We start from the raw sequence: 21,728 nt of genomic DNA on the forward strand, positions 1-21,728 counted from the left end.
AGTCCCCTGCGTGCCCGGGAACGCGTCGGCTGTGACGCTCCGGAGACGCAGGGCTTGAATCCGCCCTTGGACTGCTCTCCTCCGAGAAGAGAGGTGTTCCGCTGAATGGAATTCAACTTCCATCCGATGGACTCGAGGCTAGCACGCGGCCCCGCGTGGGTCACGAGTCCCCGGCCGGGAACGTACGATCGGCCCATGACCGCGGTCTCGCTCGGGATGCCCAGGCTGCGCTCGACCGCGCCCGCCGGCGGCTCACCGGACCTCGACCCGAGCCGTCCCGCGACCGAGGCGCTCGTCGACCGCTACGGCCGCGTCGCGCGCGACCTGCGGATCTCGATCACCGAGAAGTGCTCGCTGCGCTGCACCTACTGCATGCCCGCCGAGGGCCTCCCCGCCATCCCGCGGGAGGACCTCCTCACGCCGGCCGAGATCGGCCGGGTCGTGCGCGTCGCCGTCGGGCGGCTCGGCATCACCGACGTCCGGTTCACGGGCGGGGAGCCGCTCATGCGCCGCGACCTCGCGGACATCCTGCGCGCCGCGCGCGCAGCCGCGCCCGACGTGTCGCTCTCGCTGACGACCAACGCGATCGGGCTCGACAAGCGCGTCCACGAGCTCGTCGCCGCGGGCCTCGACCGCGTGAACATCTCGCTCGACTCCGTCGACCGGGCCGACTTCGCGCGCCTCACGCGCCGCGACCGGCTGCCCGACGTGCTCGCCGGGATCCGGGCCGCGCTCGCCGCCGGGCTCGCGCCGGTCAAGCTCAACGCGGTCCTCATGCCCGAGACGCTGACGGGCGCCGCGGACCTCCTGGCGTTCGCCGTCGACCACGGCTGCCACCTGCGGTTCATCGAGCAGATGCCGCTGGACGCCGACGGGCACTGGACGCGGGACGACCTCGTCTCCGCGACGGACCTCCTCGCCGCGCTCGGGAGCCGCTTCGACCTGCTCGCCGTCGGCCGCGACGACCCGTCCGCGCCCGCCGAGGAGTGGCTCGTCGACGGCGGTCCCCAGACCGTCGGCATCATCGCGTCCGTCACGCGCTCGTTCTGCGGCGCGTGCGACCGCACCCGGCTCACCGCCGAGGGCACCGTCCGGTCGTGCCTGTTCGGCGACGACGAGACCGACCTGCGCGCGATCCTCCGCTCCGCGGACCTCACCGAGGACGAGCGCGACGACGCCCTCGCCCGCGCGTGGCAGGGCGCCATGTGGCGCAAGCCGCTCGCCCACGGCAGCGACACCCGGACGCTCGCCGCCGACGCGTTCGCGCCGACGTCGCGCAGCATGGGCGCGATCGGCGGCTGAACGACGCTGCGCACGGTGGCGCAGATCATAGGGTGAAGCCGGTCACCCTGCCGCGTCTGCCCAGGTCACAGCGGACGGACCTTCCTACCATGGATGCCGTGACGACGATCTCCCCTGCACCCATCAACCGCCCCGCGACCTCCTCCTCCGACGCGCCCACGGCGACGCCGGACAACGGCACCTCCGCGCTGCCGATCTACCGCACCGACGACCGGTCCGGGAGCTGGAAGGCCGGGACCAAGAGCGTCCTGGGCGCGACGATCGGCGCCGTCGTCGGGACCGTCGTGCTGAGCTGGTTCGGCCTCGTCCTCGGCACCGCCGTCGGGCTGGGCATCGGCATGCTGCTCGACAACCGCCCCACCACGCGCTGACCCGTCCCGTCCCACCCACGGTCCGCGCGGCGAGCGCGAGACCGGGAGCGTGCCGCCTGACATCGTCGTCGCACGGCGGATCCGCAGCCAGACGCACGAGAGGCGAGAAGTGGTCCCTCCCCGGCCCGAGCCGGGGGCCACTTCTCGCCTCTCGTCGTTCGTCGGCCCGGTCGGCGGCGCGGCCGGAGCGCGGTCCGCTACAGCCCGACCCACTCCGAGACGCCGTCGTCGAAGTGCTGCCGCTTCCAGATCGGCACCTCCGCCTTGATGCGCTCGACGAGCAGCGAGCAGGCCTCGAACGCCTCCCGGCGGTGACCCGCGGCCGCCGACGCGACGAGCGCCACGTCGCCGATCCCGAGGGTCCCGTACCGGTGGACGGCGGCGACGCGCAGCCCGGTCTCGGCCGCCACACCGGCCACGCACCGCCGGATCACCGCGGTGGCGTCGGGGTGCGCCTCGTAGTCGAGCCGGCTCACGCCGCGGCCGCCGTCGACGTCGCGCACGACCCCGCGGAACGTCACGACGGCGCCGCACTCCGGGCTCGCGACCGCGTCCTCGACGGCGCGCGACACGGCGTCGTCGAGCACGTCCGTCGTCACGCGGCTCACGTCCTCGGACGCACCACCCTGGCCAGCGCCTCGGGACTCGCCCTGCGTCTCGCTCACAGCTCTCGTACCTCCACCTCGGTCCCGGCGTCCCACTCTGTCACGTCCGCCGGGACGTCCACGAGCACGTCCGCCCGCGCCATCGACGCGACGAGGTGCGACCCCGCTCCCCCGACGACGCGGACCGTGCCGTCGGGGCCGGTCGCGCCGCGCAGCAGCTGACGCTTCCCGGCGGGCGAGGTCAAGGCCTCGGCAAGGACGGCCGTGCGCACCCGGTCGACGGCGGGCAGACCCGACGCCCGCTCGAGCGGCTCGCGCAGGAACATCGCGAACGACACCTGGGCGCTCACCGGGTTGCCGGGGAACGTGAGCACGGGCGTCCCGTGCACGGCGCCGAACCCCTGCGGCCCGCCGGGCTGCATCGCGACCGACCGGAACGTGACGCCCGACGACGCACCGCCACCGAGCACGTCCTTGACCACCTCGTACGCGCCCTGCGACACGCCGCCCGACGTGACGACGAGTTCTGCGACCGCGGCCGCCTCGGCAAGCACGGCGGCGAACCGCGCGGCGTCGTCACCGCAGCGTGCCGTGCGCACGACCTCCCCGCCCGCGCGCCGCACGGCGGCGCCGAGCGCGTCGGCGTTGGCGTCGAAGACCTGCCCGGGCCCCGGCGTCTCCCCGGGACCGACGAGCTCCGACCCGGTCGACAGGACGGCGACGCGCGGCCGGGCGACCACCCGCACGCTCCCCACCCCGCACGCCGCCGCGGCGGCCAGGTGGTGCGGCGCGAGGTCCGTCCCGTCCCGCAGGAGCACGTCCCCAGGCCGGACGTCGGAGCCCGCCTCCCGGACGAAGTCCCCCGCCGACCGCGGCACGCGGACCTCGACGGCGTGGCTCGCACCGGGACCGGCAGGGTCGTCGCCCGCCGGACCTGCGGCGTCGGGTCGCGGCGTGCCGGAGAACGTCCCTGCGACGGTGTCCTCGACGGGGACGACGGCGTCCGCGCCGTCGGGCACGGGTGCGCCCGTCATGATGCGGGCCGCGGTGCCCGGGGCGAGCCGCGGCGGGACGCCCGGGGCGGCGGGGATCTCGGCCGCGACGCCGAGCCGGACGGGCGCGTCCGCGCTCGCCCCGGCGACGTCCGCGGCCAGCACGGCGTAGCCGTCCATCTGGGAGTTGCGGAACAGCGGGACGGCGACGGGCGCGACGAGGTCGCCAGCGAGGACCCGGCCGAGCGCGTCGGCGAGGACGACGTCCTCGGTGCGCGTGCGCCGTCGGGCCGCCTCGACGAGGGGGGCGAGGAGCGCCGCGACGTCCGCGCGGTGCTGGTCGACGCTCACGCGTGCAGTCCCGGCCATGCCTGCCCTCCCACGTTCCGTGCACGCCGACGGGCCACCCGGAGGAGCGGGCGACCCGTCGGCCGTGCGGTCGATGTCGAGGCTCAGCCTCCCACGACCGCGGTCAGGGGACCGCGCACGAAGTACACGACGAACCCGGCCGCCACCACCCACAGCAGGGGGTGGACGTCGCGCGCCCTGCCGCACGCGAACCGCAGCAGGACCCACGTGACGAACCCGATCCCGATGCCGTTGGCGATCGAGTACGTGAGCGGCATGGTCACGATCGTCAGGAAGACCGGGAGGGTGACCGTGAAGTCGGTCAGGTCGATCTCCTTGATCTGGCCCATCATCATCGCGCCCACGACCACGAGCACCGCGCTCGCGACCTCGATCGGCACGACCGCCGTGAGCGGCGTGAGGAACATCGCGACCAGGAACAGCCCGCCGGTGACGACCGACGCGAGGCCCGTCCGCGCGCCCTCGCCCACGCCCGCGGCCGAGTCGACGAACACCGTGTTCGACGACGAGGACGTCGCGCCGCCCACGACCGCGCCCACGCCCTCGACGACGAGCGCCGACTTGATGCGCGGGAAGTTGCCGTCCGCGTCGGCGAGGCCGCCCTGCTTGGCGAGGCCCGTCATCGTGCCCATCGCGTCGAAGAAGTTCGTGAAGAACAGCGTGAACACGAGCATCGTCGCCGCGAGCGCCCCGATCCGGTCGAACGCGCCGAACGAGAGCTGCCCGAACAGGCTGAGGTCCGGCACGGAGACGAGGGAGCTCGGCAGCGTCGGCACGGTGAGGTGCCAGCCGCCGGGGTTGTCGTCGGACGCCGGACCGAGCTGCAGCACCGACTCGGCCACGATCGCGACGACGGTCGTCGCGACGAGCCCGATGAGCAGGCCGCCCTTGACCTTGCGCGCCACGAGGATCCCCATGGTGAGCAGCCCGACGACGAACACGAGGGTCGGGACCGAGGTGATCGACCCGCCGTCGCCGAGCTGGACCGGCGGACCTCCCGGGGTGCGCGTGACGAACCCCGCGTCGACGAACCCGATGAACGCGATGAACAGGCCGATGCCGACCGTGATCGCCGCCTTGAGCTGGCGCGGGACGGCGTTGAAGATCGCCGACCGCGCGCCCGTCACGGCGAGCAGCACGATGAGCAGGCCGTTGACGAGCACGAGCCCCATCGCCTCGGGCCACGTCACGTCGCCGATCACGGCGACCGCGAGGAACGAGTTGATGCCCAGCCCGGCCGCGAGCGCGAACGGGAGGTTCGCCACGAGGCCGAACAGGATGGTCAGCCCGCCGGCGGCGAGGCCGGTCATCGCGCCGACCTGCGCCGTCTGGAGCCACCCGCCCGCGACGTCGACGGGAGCGTTCTCGGCGCTCGTCCCGCCGAGGATGAGGGGGTTGAGGATGACGATGTACGCCATCGCGAAGAAGGTCACCAGACCGCCGCGGAGCTCGCGCCCCGTGGTCGAGCCGCGCTCGGTGATCTTGAAGAAGCGGTCCAGCCGGCCGGTGGCCGGGCCGGTGCCGCGTGCGTCGTCGTTCTCGGCGGTCTCCCGCCGCATGCCGAGGAGGGTCACGTCCTTGTGTCCTCTCGGTGCGAGATCGCGGTGCCGATCGGCCGCGCGGCCGCTCAGTACTCGATCCGGGACTCGAGGACGCGCCACGCGTCGAACGGCGCGGTGGCGGTGGCCGTGCGCTCGTGCACGACCTGCATGCTCCGGTCGGCCGGGTCCGCGGCGAAGAAGTCGTAGAACTCCGCGTCGTCGAACCCGGCGCTCGCGGCGTCGTGGCGGTCGGCGGCGAAGTACACGGTCTGCACGCGCGCCCAGAGGGCGGACGCGAGGCACATGGGGCAGGGCTCGCAGCTCGAGTAGAGGGTCGCGCCCGTGAGGTCGAACGTGCCGAGCGCGGCGCAGGCGCGCCGGATCGCGGTGACCTCGGCGTGCGCGGTGGGGTCGTTGTCCTGCGTGACCCGGTTGTTGCCCTCGAACACCTGCCCGTCGGCGGTGACGACGACGGCGCCGAAGGGTCCTCCGGCGTTCGCGACGCTGTCGACCGCGAGGGCGACGGCTCGGTCCAGGTGTGCTGCGTCCACGACAAGAGTGTCCATGGTGAGTCTCCACGGTTCGGGCAGCGACGCCGGGTGCTCCGCCTCCGGCTGTCCGGCTCGTCGGTGAGCCGGGAGGAGGCGGCCGGCGGGCCGCTGCAGGCGAGTTGTCACTTCCGCCTGGTAGGTAGCTGCCGGTGTCGGATCGATCGCGTCGACCACCGAGCGTCCGCTCGGCCCGGGCCCGCCGTTGGCACGCACGACGCTAGCAGCGCGTGACAGGGGCCACAAGGGTTTCGGAAGAACTTTTCCATACTGTGGACAGAGTGGTGGAGATCTCGCCGTCGCCGGGCCGTTGCGGAAGGAACTCCCGCCCGCGAGAGTTGTCCCAGCGCAGGTCCGACGCAGCGTCGGTCCGCAGGTCCCACCCGAAGGTCCGACGCCGGGGGCGTCGCCCCGCTCCCGACCACCCGGAGGCCCCGTGACCGAGCCCGCCCCGCCGTCGTCGTTCCCGGTCGTCCACGTCCCCGCGCGCCCCGGCCCCCCGCTGCGCTTCCAGCTCCGCCCCGTCGCAACCTCCCTGCGCTCGTTCCTCGCCACCGAGGCCGGCGGCGCGGTGCTGCTGCTCGCCGCGACCGTCGTCGCGCTCGTCTGGGCGAACTCCGCCTGGTCGGGGGCCTACGACGCGGTGTGGGCCGCGACCGCGGGCTGGCACGTCGGGCCGTGGTCGTTCGAGATGGACCTGCACCACTGGGTCAACGACGCCGCGATGGCCGTGTTCTTCCTCGTCATCGGGCTCGAGATCAACCGCGAGGTGACCAGCGGCGAGCTGCGCAACCGCCGGACCGTCGCGGTGCCCGCGCTCGGCGCGCTCGGCGGCCTCGCCGTGCCCGCGCTCATCTACGTCGCCTTCAACGCCGGGTCGCCCGCGCAGCACGGGTGGGGCATCGTCATGTCGACCGACACGGCGTTCCTCGTCGGGATCCTCGCACTGTTCGGTCCACGCTGCCCCGACCAGCTCAGGCTCTTCCTTCTCACGCTCGCCGTCGTGGACGACATCGGGGCCATCACCGTCATGGCGCTCTTCTACACCGACGACCTCTGGCTCCCCGGGCTCCTCGTCGCCGCCGTGCTCGTCGTCGTCATCGTCGGACTGCGGTGGCTCGGCGTGTGGCGTCTGGCGCCGTACGTCCTCGTCGGGATCGCGCTGTGGGGCGCGGTCTACGCGTCCGGCGTCCACGCGACGCTCGCGGGTGTGCTCGTGGGCCTGCTCGTCCCGTCGCGCTCGTCGCGTCCCGTCGACGTCGCGGTCGTGCCCAAGTACGCCAAACGTCTCGCCCAGGAGACGACGGCGGAGCGCGAGCACCTCACCGAGCTCGCCGCGCGCGCGGCGGTGCCCATGAGCGAACGCCTCCAGCGCGTCCTGCACCCGTGGAGCGCCTACGTCGTCGTGCCCGTGTTCGGCCTCGCCAACGCGGGCGTGCAGCTCGACGCCGAGTCGCTGCGGACCGCGGCGACGTCGCCCGTGACGATCGGCGTCGCCGTCGCGCTCGTCGTGGGCAACGCCGTCGGCATCTTCGGTGCCGCGACGCTCGCCCTGCGCCTCGGGCTCGGCGACCTCCCCGGCAGGGTGCGCTACTCCCACCTGCTCGGCGGGGCGATCCTCGCCGGTATCGGCTTCACCATCTCGCTCTTCATCGCCGAGCTCGCCTTCGACGACGAGGTGCTCATCGAGCAGGCCAAGATCGGTATCCTCGCCGGCTCGCTCGTCGCCGCCGTCCTCGGCTCCCTCGCCCTCCGGTTCGTCGGCGAACGCTGGCCCCTGTGCTCCCCCGGCGCCGACGGCCCCCCGCCCGAGCTCCCACCCCTCCCCTGGCGCCCACCCGCGACCGCCTGAGCACCCAGCCCCCGTCGAGCCAGAACCCTGGTCCACCGACGTCGTAGGTACTACCTCGGCGGGGCCGTGGCCTCGATCGCAGCGCGGAGGCCGTCCGCGGTGACGCGGCCGCGGTAGCGGACGCCGTTGACGAACAAGGTCGGGGTGCCTTGGACTCCCAGGGTGAGGGCGTCGGCGTAGTCGCGCTGCACGGGCGCGGCATGCTGCTGCGCGGCGTCCCCCACGACCGAGGCGCCGTCGAGGCCGAGCTCCTCGGCCCTGTCGGCGAGGCCGGCCTCGCCGAGCTGGTCCTGGTGCTCGAACAGCGCGGCCTGCATCTCCCAGAACCGCCCCTGCGCCGCGGCGGCCTCGACCGCGAGCGCCGCGGAGAGCGCGTGGGGGTGGATCTCGAAGAGCGGGAAGTGCCGGAACACGAGGCGCACCTGACCGCCGGACGACTCGACGACCTGCCGCAGCACGGGCGCGGCGGCGGCGCAGTACGGGCACTCGAGGTCGCCGAACTCGACGATCGTGACCGGCGCGTCCGGGTTGCCGAGCACGTGCGCGTCGGCGGGGACGAGCTGCTCGGCCGGGACGGGTGCTGCGGTCTGCTCGCTCACGCCGCCCAGCATGGCACGGGGCGGGCGCGTCGCACCTGGCGAGCGGGCGACGTCGTCCCCGCACCCGGGCACCGCGGCGGCGCGTCCACGTCCGGACCGTCGCGGATCACCGATCGCCCGTCGCCGGCCGCCGGGCGCCGGTCGCCGATCGCGTCCGCTCGTTCCCTCACGCGAGGACGAGCGGCCGGTCCTCCCGGGTGCCGCCGGGGATCGGCTCGACCAGGCGGTCCAGGCCGGGACCGGCGCTCTCGCGCCACCACGTGACGTTGCGGGCGTGACGCGCGTACTCGGAGGACGGGTCGGCCGTGAGGTACGCCGCGGTCTGGGCGAGGTACACGGCGTCGACGGTGTCCGGCGGGGTCGGGACGCCCGCGAGGACGCGCCGGTCGCCGCGGAAGCGCGGGCGCGGGTGCAGGCGCTTGAGGAGGTTGAGGGCACCGAACAGCAGGCCGGGTCGGAACCGGCACACGAACTCGTCCTCGTGGTGGAGCTGGGCGAACAGCCGGTCCTCGTCGAAGGTGAGCCCGCGCGCGATCGCCTCGCCGACCATCCACAGGAGCGCGGTGTCGGAGAGCGCGCGGGCCCGGGCTCCGCCGCCGACGTCGCTGTGCCCGCCGGGGAACCACACCTGCTTGACCCGGGCCGCCATGGCGACGGGGACGTCCCAGAGGCAGGGCTCGAACGTGATGCGGCGGTCGTCGATCGCGAGGGCCTGCCGGGCGCACTCGACGTCGGTCGACAGGCGCAGGTCGTGGAACCGGCTGCGGCGGCGCGACAGCCCGGGGACCCCGAGCGCGCCGACGGTGTCGAACACCCCGAGGAACGCGACCGGGACGTGGTCGTGGCAGTGCTCGGCGCGGAACGCGGCGGCCCGCTCCGACCGCTGGGCGGCGTCGCGCACGCGGTAGATCCGCTCGGCGTCGCACAGGTGGTCGCGCGCCAGGGAGTCCTGGGTGAGCAGGCCGACGGTCGCGACCATGCCGACGATGCTGCGGGCCGTGTACGCACCGCGGCTGAAGCCGAACACGTAGATCTCGTCGCCGGGCTCGTAGTTGAGCGCGAGGTGGCGGTAGCCGGCGACGACGTTGCGCGTCAGACCGTACCCGAACGCCCCGCCGAGCAGGCGGTCGACCAGGTAGCCCTGCGCCCCGACGCCCTCGACGGAGAACACCATCTGCTGCACGCCGTCCGGTCCGATGCCGGTGCGGACCGAGCGCGCGATCTTCTCGATGTTCGACACGCTCGCGTTCACCGGCGAGTTCCACGTGCCGTCGCAGCACAGCACCAGCCGCTTCATGGCCCCTCCCCACCTCGCCCCGGCACCGTCACCGGGGTCACCATCTGGGGAGGGTCCGGCGGGGATCGTGATACTTCGGTGAGCGTGTCCACGCTCACCCGGCGAACGGTCCGGGGGCACCCGCGGGGTGGCGTAGGTTCTGGCGGTGTGACCGTCACGAGCACCCCACCCTCCACCGGCCCCTCGGGCTACCCGACCGGGCGGGAGCGGCGGCACGCCCGGGGGACGCGCCGGCACCGCGGCGTGTGGGTCGCGGTCGTCGTGACGCTGACGCTCCTCCTCGGCGCCGCCGGGGGTGGCCTGGTCTGGTACCGGGGGTCGACCTACGACGACCTGGCCGCGCAGACCACCACGGCGCAGGCCCTGCTCACGACCTCCGACGGGAAGGTCGCCGACCCCGCCGTCCGGGACGACCTCGCGGTCGAGGTCGACGACGCGCGCGCCCTGCTCGGGGCGTCGTTCGTCGACCGGATGACGACCGGCACGACGGGCGCGACCGTCTCGCTGGAGGAGGCGTCACAAGCCGTGCACGCCTCGATGCTGGAGCACGCGCGGGCCGCGGTCGACGCGGCCCGCGCGAGCCTCGCTCCCGTCCAGGAGCAGGGCGAGAAGATCTACGCCGCGACAGAGGGCCTGGGCGCCGACGAGGCGGTGCGCGCCCGGCTGCGGGAGGCGCTCGACGCGGCCGCGGCGACGTCGGTGACGGCCGGGACCGGTGCGGCCGCCGACGACCTCGCCGCGCTGGAGCAGGCCGTGCTCGACCTGGAGGCGGACCTGGCGTCCGTCGCCACGTCCACGGAGGAGACGTCGACCGCGCAGGACGCCGTCTCCTGCCCCGCGCCGGACCAGGTGTGGGACCCGGACGGCGGTCGCGTGCCCGACTCCGCCCTGGCCGCGATCCCGTGGTCGCCGTCGGACCGCGTGCGTGCCGACGTGCTCGACGGCCTCGTCGCGCTCGACGCGGCCTACGTCGAGCGGTTCGGCGTGCACCTGACGATCAACTCCTCCTACCGCACCTACGAGGAGCAGGCCGGGCTCTACGACCCGTCGTCGCCGATCGCCGCCCCGCCCGGCTGCTCGAACCACGGCCTGGGGTTCGCCGTCGACCTGGGTGGCGGCGTGCAGGCGTTCGGCACCCCCCAGTACGAGTGGCTCAAGCAGAACGCCGAGGCCTTCGGCTGGACGCACCCCGACTTCGCCGAGCCGGACGGGCGCGTGCCCGAGCCGTGGCACTGGGAGTCGGTCCTCGCCCGCGCGGACGCCTGAGCGGTCGCCCGACCCGGCGCCCGCGTCGGTCCGCGCCCCGCGCGACGGCGTCACCCCGCGCGCGTCGACGTCGACCCGGGTGACGTGCCCCGGCGTCGGGCCGTCGCGCAGCCACGCCACGAGGCGGTCGACGGCGTCAGGCGGCCCGGTGGCGACGACCTCCACCGTGCCGTCGGGACGGTTCGTCGCGGCCCCGTCGAGGCCCAGCACGGTGAGCCGTTCGCGCGTCGCCCAGCGGAACCCGACGCCCTGCACGCGCCCGTGCACGACGGCGCGCACGACGACGGGCGCGTCGGGCGACCCCGTCACAGGTGCACGTGCGCAGGGACGCCCGTCGACGACTCGATGTCGGACTCGGCGTCGTCCAGCAGCCGGTCCGCGAGCCGCCGCAGCGCGCGCCCGACCGCGATCTCGTCGCCGATGAGGGGGACGTCCAGGTCGTGCGGGTCGCGGCGTGCGCGCCCGACCGTCCGGACGTGGCCGGGCGCCTCCGCGACCAGGACGGCCTCCGCCGTCGTACGACCCTCCGACTCGACGACGCTCACCTGCACGCGCCACACCTTGGTCGAGCCGGTCCCGCCCCCGGCCTCCGCGCCGGGGACGTGCTCGACGTAGCTGTCGGACCCCGGGTAGACGAGCGTGCGCTCGCCCGTGTCGGTCCACTCGACGAGGTACGGGGGCGACCCGTCCTCGTGCCGCAGCTCGACCACCACCCCGTCGCGCACCGCTCCGCCGACGACCCCCGAGGCGGTCACGATCCTGTCCCCGACCGATGCCCTCATGGCTCCTCCTCGTGCCGCACCGCTCTTCCATCATGCGACCGGCACGGGCGCCCTGCACCCCCGGGCGGGCCGGTCACGCGCCGAGCTGGAGCCGGAGCGCGTCGGGGTCGTGCGCCGGGAGGCGGCACACGAAGTCGGCGCACAGGTACGCGCCCGGTCCGCGGCCGGCGAGGAGCCCGACGCCGTCGACCGCGAGCGCCGCGGCGTCGCCGGGCGTCGCGCCGAGGAGCAGCGCGCCCGGGTGGTACCAGTCCCGCGCGACCTGCCGGAACGACTCGCGCAGGCCCGGGTCGGCGACGAGCACGAGCTGGTGGGGCGGCTCGGCCAGCCCGACGGCGACGCGCAGCACCCCGGCAGCGCCGAGCGGGTGGTCGCTCGCCGTCGGGGACGCGGCGACGTGCGCGCGGGCGGCGTCCCGGAAGCGCGGCTCGCCGGTCGCGAGGTGGGCGAGCAGCGCGGCCCGCGCGGCGGCCGTCGTGCCGGACGGCACGGCGCCCTCCGACGCGTCCGCGGCGGCGCCCGCCGCGAGCCCGAGGTCGGTGAGCACGGGGTCGGTGCCCTGCGGGGCCCGCAGCTCGCCGTCCGCGCCGAGGGTCGCGTCGACGAGGCGCACGCCCTCGCGCACGTACCGGGCCTCCCCCGTCAGGCCGCCGAGGACGAGGAGCGCGGTCGCGAGCGCGCCGTGGTCCTCGAGCGTCGCGACGGCGCCCGACGCGACGCCACCCTCCGAGGCCCGCACGAGCGTCCCGTCGGACCGCACGTGCGTCGCGAGGAGCCGGTCGGCGGCGGCGCGCGCCGCGTCGGTGAGGTCGGGCAGGTCGAGGTGGTGGCCGGCGCGCGCGAGCGCCTCGATCGCGAGACCGTTCCAGCCGGTGAGCACCTTGGTGTCGAGCCGGGGCGGCTCGTGGCGCGCGCGCTCGGCGGGCGGCAGCAGGTAGTAGCCGCCCTCGACGCGCTCGCCGTCGACGACGGACTCGGAGTCCTGCGCGCTCGCGAACGCGCCGTCGGCCAGGCGCAGCACGCGCAGCAGGAAGCGCCCGACGTCGGCCGCGACCCGCGCGGCGCCCTCGCCCGGGTCGGGCGTCCCGGGAGCGGACGCGGGCGTGCGGAGCGGGCCGTCGACCGGCCCGGTGCGCCGCAGGACGGCGAGGGTCGTCGCGGCCGAGAGGAGCTGCGCGTTGTCGTAGAGCATCCGCTCGTAGTGCGGCTCCGACCAGTCGGGCCGGGTCGCGTACCGGAAGAACCCGCCGTCGACGTCGCGCAGCGGGCTCGCGGCCATCGCGTCGACCGTGCGCCCGGCCAGGACGAGCGCGCGCCGGGCGACCTCGGGGTCCGCGACCGACGACGCCGCCACGTCGAGGAGGAGCTCGAGCGTCGGCGCGACGGGGAACTTCGGCGCGCCGCCGAACCCGCCGTGCACGCGGTCCTCCGCGGCCTCCAGCCGGTCGACGACCGTCCGCGCGTGGTCGGCGAGCCGCCCGACCGGACCGTCGTCGGCCCCGGAGGGTGCGCCGGGCTCCCCCGGGGCGGCGACCGTCGTCGCCGCGGCGCGCGGGACGCCCGTCCGCCGCCCCGCGGCCGCGTCCCGGAGCGCCGCGCGGACCGTCTCCCCCGTCTCGACGGCCTGGTCGCGCCGCAGCTCCCAGGCCTGCGCGACGGCGTCGAGCACGTCCCGGAACGCGGGCCGCCCCGCCACGGGGACCGGCGGCCAGTAGGTGCCCGCGTAGAACGGGGCGCCGTCCGGCGTCGTGAACACGGTGAGCGGCCAGCCCAGGTCGGGCGTGAACGCGCTCGCGGCGGCGAGGAGGCTCGCGTCGACGTCGGGGTGCTCCTCGCGGTCGACCTTCACCGCGACGAAGCCGCGCCCGAGCAGCGCGCCGATCGCGGGGTCGGAGAAGCTCTCGCGCGCCATGACGTGGCACCAGTGGCACGTCGCGTACCCGACCGACACCATCACGGGCACGTCGCGGCGGCGGGCCTCGTCGAACGCCTCGGCGCCCCACGGGTACCAGTCGACGGGGTTGTCGGCGTGCTGACGCAGGTACGGGCTCACGGCGTCGGCGAGGCGGTTGACCATGCGTCCCAGCCTGCCAGGTGGCGGCGCGGCGGCGAGCGGAGTCCAGAACGGGTTTGTCTGCTACGTCCAGGACGTGCGCGCTTGTAACGTTGCGCCCATGCCCGGCCCCGAGCAGTCCGTCCTCGCGGCGGCGACCGACGACGACACCCACCCGAGCCCGCCGTCGCCCGCGCCGCTGCCCCGTCGACCCGTCCGTCAGGTGCCGGCGAGCGGCGACCGCCGGGGCCCGTTCACCCTCGGCGAGGTGCTCGGGCACGGCGGGTTCGCGCACGTCTACCGCGCCACGGACGCGGACGGCGCGGAGGTGGCCGTGAAGGTGCTCACGGGCCTGCAGGAGGGCTCGCGCGAGCGCTTCACGCAGGAGGCGCGGCTGCTGGAGGCCGTCGGCGGACGCGGCTTCCCCGCGTTCGTGCGCTCGGGCCTGGACGACGACCAGCCGTGGTTCGCCATGGAGCTCGTGCCCGGCAGCACGCTGCGCGAGCAGGTCCGCGCGTCGGGCCCGCTGGACGGACGGCAGGCGCTGCGGCTGGCCTCGCAGGTCGCCGAGGCGCTGCTCGTGCTGCAGGAGCAGCACTGCGTGCACCGCGACCTGAAGCCCGCCAACATCATGGTCGACGGCGACCGCGCCGTCCTCATCGACCTCGGCATCGCCAAGCTGTTCGACACCGCGACGTCCACCCAGCCCGTCGGGACGCTCGCGTACATGGCGCCGGAGCTGTTCGCCCGCCGCGTGCACCCCCGCTCGGACGTGTACGCGCTGGGCCTGCTGCTGATCTTCGCGAGCACCGGCGTCGTGCCGGCGGACCTGAACTTCCTCGGCCGCGACCTCGAGGCCGAGGACCTCGTGCGCGAGGTGCCGGACGACCTCGTCGGGGTCCCGGCCGGGATGGAGCTCGCCCCGTCCCCGGCCGAGCTGCCGGAGATCGACCCGCACCTGCAGGACCTGATCCTGTCGATGACGCGGTACCAGCCGAACCACCGCCCCGCGCTCGAGAGCGTCGCCGAGGTGCTCCGCGCCCGGCTCGCCGGGGAGGCCGCCGACGACACCCTGCTCCTCACGCAGCGCATCGTGGCGGACGGCGCCACCGCGGCCGAGCGGGCGCTCGGCCCCGTCGCGGGGCTGTCCGCCGCGACCGGTGCGCCCGTCCGGCCCGAGCCGCCCGCTCAGGACGCGCCCACCGGGACCGAGGCCGGCGCGGGCCGGGCCCGGGAGCCGTGGCACGCCCTCGTGTACGACGCCACGCTCATGAGCGTGCTCGCCGAGGTGCACGGCGACGGGTTCGACGGCGCCGCGTCCGAGGTCATCGCCGACCACGTGGCGAGCATCGGCGCGCACGTCGCCGACGGCCGGACCCCCGCCGAGCTCAAGGACTGGCTCTGGCAGGCGATGCAGTGGCAGGCCGCCACCCCTCCTGCCGGGCACCCGGACACCCTGCGCGGGTGGCGGGCGTACCGTCGCCCGCCGCACGTGACGCCGGCCGGGCCCGAGCCCGCGGCCGGGGTCGCCCGGCTGCGCACCGACGAGCCCGACGTCGTCCCGCCGCGCGGCGCCGCGGGCGGGCGCGCCTGGCCGGTGCCCGTACGGCGGGTGTCCACGCTGGGCCGACCGCCGTCGGGGTCGGCCCCCGCGGAGCCTGCGCCCGCGGCCGTCGCGGGGACCCGGGTGATGGACTCCCCCGACCTCGTCGCCACGCAGGTCGGGCGACCGGTCCCGCCGTCGGTCCCGCCGCGCCGGAGCCCCGTCCAGCACCTCGGGCCCACACCGCGGTCCGCCCGGCCGCGCATCACGGGCGCGCCCGTCGCGAGCGCCCCGGCCCCGCAGCCCTCGATCGCGCGGCCGGACGCACCCGCGTTCCCCGCGCCACCGCACCAGCACCCGGCGTCGACGGCCGCGCCAGCGTCCCGGTCCACGGCGCCGTCGCGGTCGGGGGCTTCCTCGCGGTCGGCAGGATCCTCGCGGTCCGCGGCGTCGTCGCGCGTGGACCGGTCCCGGGTCGGGAGCGCGCTCCTGCGCGCGCTGCCGCGCCTGCTCGCGGTCCTGGCCGTCCTGCGCACGCTGTGGCTCGTGCCCGACGGCGCAGCCCGGCAGAGCGAGCCGTTCATCCCCGTGCCGCCGCAGCTCCTGGAGACCCTGCGCGTCTCGGTCGACCTGGCCCCGCTCGTCGACGGCCCCGTGCTGGCCCTGGCGGCGCTCGCGGTCGCCGTGGTGCTGCGCGTCGCCGGGCAGCGGACGTGGATCTGGCCGTACGCGCTCCTCGCGTCCGCGTCCGTCGTGACCACGGCGGTGCTCGTCGTGCGCGGCTGAGCAGCGCTCAGAGCGGCCCGAGCACGTCGTCGCGCGGGGCCGCGAGGTCGAGCGCGGCCAGGACGCCGCCGAGCGCCCGTTCCTCGTACCGGAAGTGCGACTCCATGATCGCGCCCACCCCGTCGAGATGGCGTCCGACGGCGTCGCGCGACGCATCGGTGTCCGTCGCCCGGTCGAGCGCGTGCTCGAGGTCGGCGACGAGGTACGCGATCATCCCGTGGTCCTGGCGCAGGCGCCGCAGCACGTCGGCCAGGTCGGGGTGGCGACGCTCCAGCTCGGGGAAGAGCACGGCGTCCTCGGCGGTGTGATGGCGGGTCAGCGCGGTGCAGAACCCGCGGCACCACACGAGCAGGTCCGCGGCGGGCGCCGGGTCGGGGCCGGCCCCTTGCGCCCCGCCGTCCCGTGCCGGACGGTCGTGCTCCGCGGCTCCTGTCTCGGCACCAGGTCGCGCCCCGGGGGGCGGCTCTGCTCCGGGTCGCCGGGAGCCGGGTGGTTCGTCCGCCTCCGCTGCCGCCTGACGCACCAGCGCCAGCGCGCGCCGCAGCCGGCCGTGCACCGCCTGCATCTCGTCGTACCAGGCCACGAGCCTGGTCTTCTCGCCCTCACTCACCGGTGAGGAACGAGGAAAGGGTCCGTGCCGTCACGGCTCCCCCTTCCGGGTTCGGCGCCTCCATGCCTGACGTGGTCCGCCACCAGCACGCGACGCTGCGCGCGACCCTACCAGCCGCCCGCAGGGTCGCCCTGCCCCGGGCGCACTGGTCGACGAGAACGACACCACGCGCCGTCGAACACGACCTGAAGGCCGCGAAGACGCTCAGAACGACCCTCATGTCGTGTTCGGCGGCCCCGGGGAGAGAGACAGTCAGGCGTGGAGGCGGCGGAGGAACGTGCGGGTGCGCTCGCGCTGCGGGTCGCCGAGCACCTGATCCGGGGTCCCGCGCTCGTGGACGCGGCCCTCGTGGAGGAAGCAGACCTCGTCGGCGACGCGGCGGGCGAAGCCCATCTCGTGCGTCGCGACGAGCATCGTGCGCCCCTCCGCCCGCAGCTCGGCGAGCAGGTCGAGCACCTCGCCGACGAGCTCGGGGTCGAGCGCCGAGGTCACCTCGTCGAGCAGGAGCAGCTCCGGCCCGTTGACGAGGGCGCGCGCGATGGCGGCGCGCTGCTGCTCGCCGCCCGAGAGCTGGTCGGGGTACGCGGTCACCTTGTGCCCCAGCCCGACCCGGCCCAGCATCTCGACGGCCGCCGCCTCCGCCTCCGCGCGCGCCCGCCGGTGCACGAGGCGCGGCGCGAGCGTCACGTTGTCGAGCACCGTGAGGTGCGGGAAGAGGTTGTAGGCCTGGAAGACCATGCCCATGCGCGCCCGGACCCGGTTGGCGTCGCGGCGCGGGTCCGCGACGTCCTCGCCGTCGAGCAGGATCTGGCCGTCGTCCACCTCGTCGAGGAGGTTGACCACGCGCAGGAGCGTCGACTTGCCGGAGCCCGACGACCCCACGAGCACGACGCACCGGTGCGCGTCGACGTCGAGGTCGATCCCGTCGAGCACGACCCGGCGCCCGCGCGGGGCCCCCGCGGCGGGGAAGGTCTTGCGGACGCCGCGCAGGGAGAGCAGGTGGTGCGCGCCCGCGTCCTGCGGGATCGCGCCGGACGGCGGGACGGACGCGCTCATCGGATGTCCCCCGCCCCGCTCACGGTCGCGAGCGACCGGCCCCAGCCGCGGCGCGCCTGGTAGGCGTCGACCGCCCGCGTCAACGGGAACGACACGAGGAAGAACAGGATCCCCGCGACGACGTACGGCGTGAAGTTGTAGCTCCCCGTCGTGGCGATCTGCGCCGCGCGGATCGCGTCGACCGCGCCGAGCACCGAGATGAGGCCCGAGTCCTTCTGCAGCGAGACGAGGTTGTTCGCGAGCGGCGCGGTGACGTTGCGGACGGCCTGCGGCAGCACGACGCGGCGGGTCGTCTGCGCACGGGAGAGTCCGAGCGAGCGCGCCGCCGCGACCTGCGACGGGTGCACCGACTCGATGCCCGCGCGGAACACCTCGGCGAGGTACGCGGTGTACGTGAGGACGATCGCGAGCGCCCCGAGGAACGCGCCCGACGTCGGCAGCCACTCCAGCCGCAGCGCGGGCAGCCCGAAGCCCACGATCAGCAGGACGAGCAGGAGGGGCACGCCCCGGAACAGGTCGACGTAGGCGGTCGCGAACGCGCGCAGCGGGAACAGCGCCGGGATCCGGCTCGTGCGCGCGATCGCCAGGCCGAGACCGAGCAGCGTGCCGACGACGCCCGCCACGACCCACACGCGCAGGTTGAGCCACAGCCCCTCGAGGATCGCGGGCAGCGACTCCCACGCCATGGCCGGGTCGAAGAACGCGGTCCGCGCGCGCTCCCAGCCGGGCGCGTTGACGACGACGAGCACGACCGCTGCCACGACGAGCACCGTGCTCGCGAGCGCGACGAGGAGCGACCGCCGCCGCTGGGCGCGCCGGAACGCCGCGCGGTCGAGCGCGAGCGGCGACGGCGTCCACGCGACTCCCGGGCCGCCGTCCGGCGTCCCGGCCCGCCCGGGCAGGCGCGCGTCGTCGGGCACGGTCACGGCCGGGTCACTCGAGGACGGGGATGTCGTCCGACTTGAGCCACGTCGTGCGCAGCTCGGCGAGCGTGCCGTCGGCCTCGAGCTCGTCGACCGCCTGGGTCACGCAGCCGGTCAGCGCCGAGTCCAGGTCGAGCACGAGCCCGTACTGCTCGACGACGCCCTGGTCCGGCAGCGTGCCGATGACCACGGAGTCGGGGAAGTACTCGGTCGACGCGGCGACGCCCTGGTCGACGTCCATGACCATCGCGTCGATCGTCCCGGACTGCAGCGCCTGCATGCCGTCGCCCGCCGCGTTGTACGGCGAGATGTCCGCGTCCTCGCCCCACGCGGCCTCCGCGAGCGTGAGGCTCGTCTGCGCGGCCGTCACGCCGATGCGCGCGCCGTCGAGCTCGGCGAGCGTCGTCGCGCCGGCGTACGGGCCGTCCTCCATGACGATGACGCCCTGGCGCGTCGTCAGGTACGGGCTGGAGAAGTCGACGGCCTGCTTGCGCTCGTCGGTGATCGAGGTCTGGTAGGCGGCGACGTCGAACGGCTTCACCGCCGGGCTGATGATCTGCTCGAACGTCACGGTCTCCCAGACCACGTCGTCGGCCGCGTAGCCGAGGCGGTCCGCGACCGCGTAGATGAGCGCCGACTCGAAGCCCTCGCCCGAGTCGTGCTCGCCGACGTACCACGGCGCGTACGCCTCGCCCGCGCCGACGGTCAGCACGCCGTCGGTGAGCGTCGGGAGCGCGCCGGGCTCGCACTGCGCGGCGTCGCCCGACGCGCTGCCGCTCGGGCTCGCGGCGTCGCCGCCGTCGGAGCCTCCCGAGGAACAGGCCGTCAGCGCGAGCGCGGCGACCGCCGTGACGGCGGTGAGGACGGCGGGACGGGGACGCAGACGGCGCATGGTGACCTTCCGGGTGTCGGGCGCCCGCGGGAGTGGTGGGCACCGGCCACTGACGATAACGCCGGGCCGTGGGCCGTGGCTTCCCTCGGCCGCTCCTCGGCGGGGTGGGTCGCGTCACAGGGCGGCCCGCTCGATCGTGCGATGACGCCCGTAGCACTACTGCGCGGGCGCGACGTACTCGTGCTGCAGGTCGCTCACCCGGGCGATGTGGTCGAAGTCGTGGTCGGCGGCGAGCACCGTCGCGTCGTTGACGATCGCGTAGGCCGCGACGAGGATGTCGACCGCCCCGGCGGAGCGGACGAGCCCGGAGGTCCAGAGCGCAGCCTGGATGTCGAGGACGAGCGACTCGTCGGGCGCGTGCTCGAGCGGAAACCCGAGAGAGATCTGCTCGCGGTAGAACGCGTGCTCGTCGGGCGTCCGCGCGCTGTGGCAGAACTCGAGGGCCTGCGGCGGGCACGTGACGAACAGGTCGGCGGGGGCACGCTCGACGCGACGCAGGCGCGCGGTGACGGCCGCGTCACCGCGGGCGAGCCTGGCCCACACGGAGTTGTCGACGAGGTAGTCGGTCACGATGCTCCGTCGCTGCGGACGACGGGAGCGTCGAGCCCTTCCGGAAGGTCGGAGAGCCCGGCGATACCGTCGATCATCGCGCCCTTCTGCTTCGAAGCGATGAGTCGGCGCAGCGCAAGGTCGAGGACGGCGCGGTTCGACCGCTCTCCGGTGAGCTCGCGGGCACGCTCGATCAGGCGAGGGTCGAGATCGACACTGGTCATGGCCATGTGAACTCCTCCATCGACGGATATATGGATCATCATATGTCGCGTCGAGCCGGTGTCACAGGACACGACCTGCCGCCCGACCTCGGTGGCGCGGCCGCGCCGCGACCGGCCACTGGCCCCACTGCGCCAGGGCCACGCCAGCTCCGGACTGGAAGCGTGGCGGGGCGACGACGCGTGGTGGTGACCACGGCCGGAGGCGAGAGCGACAGACCGCCAGCACCTCGCTTCACGGAAAAGGCGAAGGGCCCGTGGTCGGCATTTCTGCTGACCACGGGCCCTTCATTTTGTAGCGGGGGCAGGATTTGAACCTGCGACCTCTGGGTTATGAGCCCAGCGAGCTACCGAGCTGCTCCACCCCGCGTCGGTGATCACTACTCTACGTGAGGTTCCGGACCAGGCCAAATCGGGTGGACGAGACGTGGGTCACGCCAGGACCTCGACCCCGAACGCGAACTCGCGCACGGTCCCCGGCTCCAGCCGGACGTCCGCCGCGCAGTCGGGGCGGTTGAACGCGTCGGTCAGGGTCTCGACGGGCTCGACCGCGACGGCCGCCCGCTCGCGCCGTGCCAGGCCGTCGCCCGTGTACACGTGGACGAACCCACGGTCCTGCCACACGGCGAGCCCCTGCCCCGTGGCGGGGTCGCGCACGAGGGTCCGGGCGCGACCGTCGGCGTCGGCGCGCAGGGCGCCGAACGCGTGGTCGAGGCGGACGTCCGCGAGCACGACCGGGCCGAGGCCGTCGACCGCGGCGAACGCCTCGGTCCCCGCGAGCGGGAGCCGCCCGGCGTCGGCCACGACGGCGCACGCGGCCGGGACGGTGAGCTCGAGCCGGTCGATCGTCCCGTGGCCGGGGACGCGCAGGTAGGGGTGCCAGCCCAGGGCGACGGGCGCAGCCGTCGCCCCGACGTTGCGGGCCCGCATCGTGACGTCCAGCGAGCCCGCGCCGAGGACGTACTCGACCTCGAGCGCGAGCGCGAACGGGTACCCGACGTGCGCGTCGGGGGCCACCGTCGCCGCCAGCCGGACCGACGTCGGACGCGCGGCCCCCGGCTCGGCGGGGCTCGTCGGCCCCTCGACCCGCTCGACGACCGTCCAGTCGAGCGTGCGGGCGAAGCCGTGCATCGTGACGGGCTCCCACGGCAGGACGGGCGGCACCTGGTGCCGGGCTCCGTCGAACACGTACTCCCCGCCGGAGAGGCGGTTGACGAAGGGGGCCATGAGGGCCGACCGCGCGGCGTCGTGCGCGGCGACCTCGGCCTCGTCGGCATACCCGTCGACCAGGTCCTCGAGGCGCACGACCCCGTCCGCCCCGCGCCACGGCGCGCGCCACGCGAGCACGGCGGCACCGCGCAGCGCCACGACCAGCTCGGCCCCGGACGGGTGGTGCAGGCGCACCGCGGGGACGGCCGCAGCCTCGTCACCCGCCGCGCTGAAAGCGTTGCTGCAAACCGTTGCAGAAGTCACGAGGAGCGATCCTCCCGGTCGGCGCACGAAAAGACAACTCCGGCACGACGACGGGCGGGCCGGGACCCCCGAAGGTGTCCCGACCCGCCCGTCGTGCG

20 protein-coding genes, 1 tRNA gene and 1 pseudogene are annotated in these 21,728 nt (G+C 75.1%); 5 read left to right on the plus strand and 17 right to left on the minus strand.

What is annotated here, in order from left to right:
• Positions 1 to 195: 195 nt before the first annotated feature.
• Together moaA and ACZ402_RS09300 are read left to right on the plus strand one after the other, a co-directional pair.
• Positions 196 to 1,302 (plus strand): GTP 3',8-cyclase MoaA, encoded by a 1,107-nt coding sequence (moaA, locus tag ACZ402_RS09295; RefSeq protein ID WP_375823084.1) that lies wholly within the window; start codon positions 196 to 198, stop codon positions 1,300 to 1,302.
• Between the two features lie 98 nt (positions 1,303 to 1,400).
• Positions 1,401 to 1,673: a DUF4564 domain-containing protein gene (locus tag ACZ402_RS09300; protein WP_375823085.1), complete on the plus strand. Its 273-nt coding sequence runs from the start codon at positions 1,401 to 1,403 to the stop codon at positions 1,671 to 1,673.
• 197 nt (positions 1,674 to 1,870) lie between these two features.
• Here ACZ402_RS09300 and ACZ402_RS09305 read toward each other — a convergent pair whose 3' ends face one another.
• The 4 genes from ACZ402_RS09305 to ACZ402_RS09320 all read right to left on the minus strand — a co-directional run bounded on the left by ACZ402_RS09305 (position 1,871) and on the right by ACZ402_RS09320 (position 5,746).
• Positions 1,871 to 2,281 (minus strand): molybdenum cofactor biosynthesis protein MoaE, encoded by a 411-nt coding sequence (locus tag ACZ402_RS09305; protein WP_375823174.1) that lies wholly within the window; start codon positions 2,279 to 2,281, stop codon positions 1,871 to 1,873.
• A 53-nt stretch (positions 2,282 to 2,334) separates the two neighbouring features.
• Complete coding sequence (locus ACZ402_RS09310; protein ID WP_375823086.1) at positions 2,335 to 3,639, minus strand: molybdopterin molybdotransferase MoeA; 1,305 nt, start codon at positions 3,637 to 3,639, stop codon at positions 2,335 to 2,337.
• Positions 3,640 to 3,722: 83 nt separating this feature from the next.
• Complete coding sequence (locus ACZ402_RS09315; protein WP_375823087.1) at positions 3,723 to 5,198, minus strand: NCS2 family permease; 1,476 nt, start codon at positions 5,196 to 5,198, stop codon at positions 3,723 to 3,725.
• A gap of 68 nt (positions 5,199 to 5,266) precedes the next feature.
• Entirely contained in the window at positions 5,267 to 5,746 is a 480-nt protein-coding gene (locus ACZ402_RS09320) for a nucleoside deaminase (protein ID WP_375823088.1), read from the minus strand.
• Between the two features lie 418 nt (positions 5,747 to 6,164).
• Between ACZ402_RS09320 and nhaA the strand changes: the two genes are divergently transcribed.
• A complete protein-coding gene (nhaA, locus tag ACZ402_RS09325; protein WP_375823089.1) occupies positions 6,165 to 7,580 on the plus strand; it encodes a Na+/H+ antiporter NhaA in 1,416 nt (471 codons plus the stop codon).
• Between the two features lie 50 nt (positions 7,581 to 7,630).
• Here nhaA and ACZ402_RS09330 read toward each other — a convergent pair whose 3' ends face one another.
• On the minus strand, positions 7,631 to 8,179 hold the full coding sequence (locus tag ACZ402_RS09330) for a DsbA family protein (protein WP_375823090.1): 549 nt from the start codon (positions 8,177 to 8,179) through the stop codon (positions 7,631 to 7,633).
• A 166-nt stretch (positions 8,180 to 8,345) separates the two neighbouring features.
• A complete protein-coding gene (locus ACZ402_RS09335; RefSeq protein WP_375823091.1) occupies positions 8,346 to 9,476 on the minus strand; it encodes a DUF2235 domain-containing protein in 1,131 nt (376 codons plus the stop codon).
• A 147-nt stretch (positions 9,477 to 9,623) separates the two neighbouring features.
• On the opposite strand from ACZ402_RS09335, the gene ACZ402_RS09340 reads away from it, so the two are divergent.
• Positions 9,624 to 10,742 carry a M15 family metallopeptidase gene (locus ACZ402_RS09340; protein ID WP_375823092.1) on the plus strand — a complete coding sequence of 373 codons (1,119 nt, stop codon included), beginning with the start codon at positions 9,624 to 9,626 and terminating at the stop codon, positions 10,740 to 10,742.
• A 72-nt stretch (positions 10,743 to 10,814) separates the two neighbouring features.
• Here the strand turns inward: ACZ402_RS09340 and ACZ402_RS09345 are convergent.
• The 3 genes and pseudogenes from ACZ402_RS09345 to ACZ402_RS09355 form a co-directional block, all read right to left on the minus strand.
• Positions 10,815 to 11,051 (minus strand): annotated as a pseudogene (locus ACZ402_RS09345) (acylphosphatase); the annotation flags it as partial.
• Positions 11,048 to 11,524, minus strand: a complete 477-nt coding sequence (locus ACZ402_RS09350) for a dsRBD fold-containing protein (protein WP_375823093.1) — start codon at positions 11,522 to 11,524, stop codon at positions 11,048 to 11,050. The gene ACZ402_RS09350 and the pseudogene ACZ402_RS09345, both read right to left, overlap by 4 nt.
• A 73-nt stretch (positions 11,525 to 11,597) precedes the next feature.
• On the minus strand, positions 11,598 to 13,601 hold the full coding sequence (locus ACZ402_RS09355) for a thioredoxin domain-containing protein (protein WP_375823094.1): 2,004 nt from the start codon (positions 13,599 to 13,601) through the stop codon (positions 11,598 to 11,600).
• Between the two features lie 97 nt (positions 13,602 to 13,698).
• Between ACZ402_RS09355 and ACZ402_RS09360 the strand changes: the two genes are divergently transcribed.
• Positions 13,699 to 15,906, plus strand: coding sequence for a serine/threonine-protein kinase (locus ACZ402_RS09360; protein WP_375823095.1), 2,208 nt, complete (start codon positions 13,699 to 13,701; stop codon positions 15,904 to 15,906).
• Between the two features lie 7 nt (positions 15,907 to 15,913).
• Here the strand turns inward: ACZ402_RS09360 and ACZ402_RS09365 are convergent, their stop codons facing one another.
• The 8 genes from ACZ402_RS09365 to ACZ402_RS09400 all read right to left on the minus strand — a co-directional run bounded on the left by ACZ402_RS09365 (position 15,914) and on the right by ACZ402_RS09400 (position 21,630).
• Entirely contained in the window at positions 15,914 to 16,489 is a 576-nt protein-coding gene (locus ACZ402_RS09365) for a hemerythrin domain-containing protein (protein WP_375823096.1), read from the minus strand.
• Between the two features lie 279 nt (positions 16,490 to 16,768).
• Positions 16,769 to 17,572 carry an amino acid ABC transporter ATP-binding protein gene (locus ACZ402_RS09370; protein WP_375823097.1) on the minus strand — a complete coding sequence of 268 codons (804 nt, stop codon included), beginning with the start codon at positions 17,570 to 17,572 and terminating at the stop codon, positions 16,769 to 16,771.
• On the minus strand, positions 17,569 to 18,498 hold the full coding sequence (locus tag ACZ402_RS09375; protein WP_375823098.1) for an amino acid ABC transporter permease: 930 nt from the start codon (positions 18,496 to 18,498) through the stop codon (positions 17,569 to 17,571). The genes ACZ402_RS09370 and ACZ402_RS09375 overlap by 4 nt, the downstream gene beginning before the upstream one ends.
• 7 nt (positions 18,499 to 18,505) lie before the next feature.
• Positions 18,506 to 19,387, minus strand: coding sequence for an ABC transporter substrate-binding protein (locus tag ACZ402_RS09380; protein WP_375823099.1), 882 nt, complete (start codon positions 19,385 to 19,387; stop codon positions 18,506 to 18,508).
• A gap of 156 nt (positions 19,388 to 19,543) precedes the next feature.
• On the minus strand, positions 19,544 to 19,957 hold the full coding sequence (locus tag ACZ402_RS09385) for a PIN domain-containing protein (protein ID WP_375823100.1): 414 nt from the start codon (positions 19,955 to 19,957) through the stop codon (positions 19,544 to 19,546).
• Positions 19,954 to 20,160, minus strand: a complete 207-nt coding sequence (locus ACZ402_RS09390) for a type II toxin-antitoxin system VapB family antitoxin (RefSeq protein ID WP_465285855.1) — start codon at positions 20,158 to 20,160, stop codon at positions 19,954 to 19,956. Before ACZ402_RS09390 ends, ACZ402_RS09385 begins: the two co-directional genes overlap by 4 nt.
• A 293-nt stretch (positions 20,161 to 20,453) precedes the next feature.
• Positions 20,454 to 20,527, minus strand: a tRNA-Met gene (locus tag ACZ402_RS09395).
• 62 nt (positions 20,528 to 20,589) lie between these two features.
• Positions 20,590 to 21,630: an aldose 1-epimerase gene (locus tag ACZ402_RS09400; RefSeq protein ID WP_375823102.1), complete on the minus strand. Its 1,041-nt coding sequence runs from the start codon at positions 21,628 to 21,630 to the stop codon at positions 20,590 to 20,592.
• Positions 21,631 to 21,728 lie beyond the last annotated feature (98 nt).

The sequence above is a fragment of the Cellulosimicrobium sp. NPDC030954 genome (assembly GCF_055571305.1).

Bases quoted from the DNA above. Each gene is read 5' to 3' on its own strand.
- ACZ402_RS09360 (WP_375823095.1), top strand. From the start codon at position 13,699: ATGCCCGGCCCCGAGCAGTCCGTCCTCGCGGCGGCGACCGACGACGAC.
- ACZ402_RS09315 (WP_375823087.1), bottom strand. From the start codon at position 5,198: ATGCGGCGGGAGACCGCCGAGAACGACGACGCACGCGGCACCGGCCCG.
- ACZ402_RS09380 (WP_375823099.1), bottom strand. From the start codon at position 19,387: ATGCGCCGTCTGCGTCCCCGTCCCGCCGTCCTCACCGCCGTCACGGCG.
- ACZ402_RS09310 (WP_375823086.1), bottom strand. From the start codon at position 3,639: ATGGCCGGGACTGCACGCGTGAGCGTCGACCAGCACCGCGCGGACGTC.
- ACZ402_RS09390 (WP_465285855.1), bottom strand. From the start codon at position 20,160: ATGACCAGTGTCGATCTCGACCCTCGCCTGATCGAGCGTGCCCGCGAG.
- ACZ402_RS09335 (WP_375823091.1), bottom strand. From the start codon at position 9,476: ATGAAGCGGCTGGTGCTGTGCTGCGACGGCACGTGGAACTCGCCGGTG.
- moaA (WP_375823084.1), top strand. From the start codon at position 196: ATGACCGCGGTCTCGCTCGGGATGCCCAGGCTGCGCTCGACCGCGCCC.
- ACZ402_RS09355 (WP_375823094.1), bottom strand. From the start codon at position 13,601: ATGGTCAACCGCCTCGCCGACGCCGTGAGCCCGTACCTGCGTCAGCAC.
- ACZ402_RS09320 (WP_375823088.1), bottom strand. From the start codon at position 5,746: ATGGACACTCTTGTCGTGGACGCAGCACACCTGGACCGAGCCGTCGCC.
- ACZ402_RS09370 (WP_375823097.1), bottom strand. From the start codon at position 17,572: ATGAGCGCGTCCGTCCCGCCGTCCGGCGCGATCCCGCAGGACGCGGGC.
- ACZ402_RS09350 (WP_375823093.1), bottom strand. From the start codon at position 11,524: ATGAGGGCATCGGTCGGGGACAGGATCGTGACCGCCTCGGGGGTCGTC.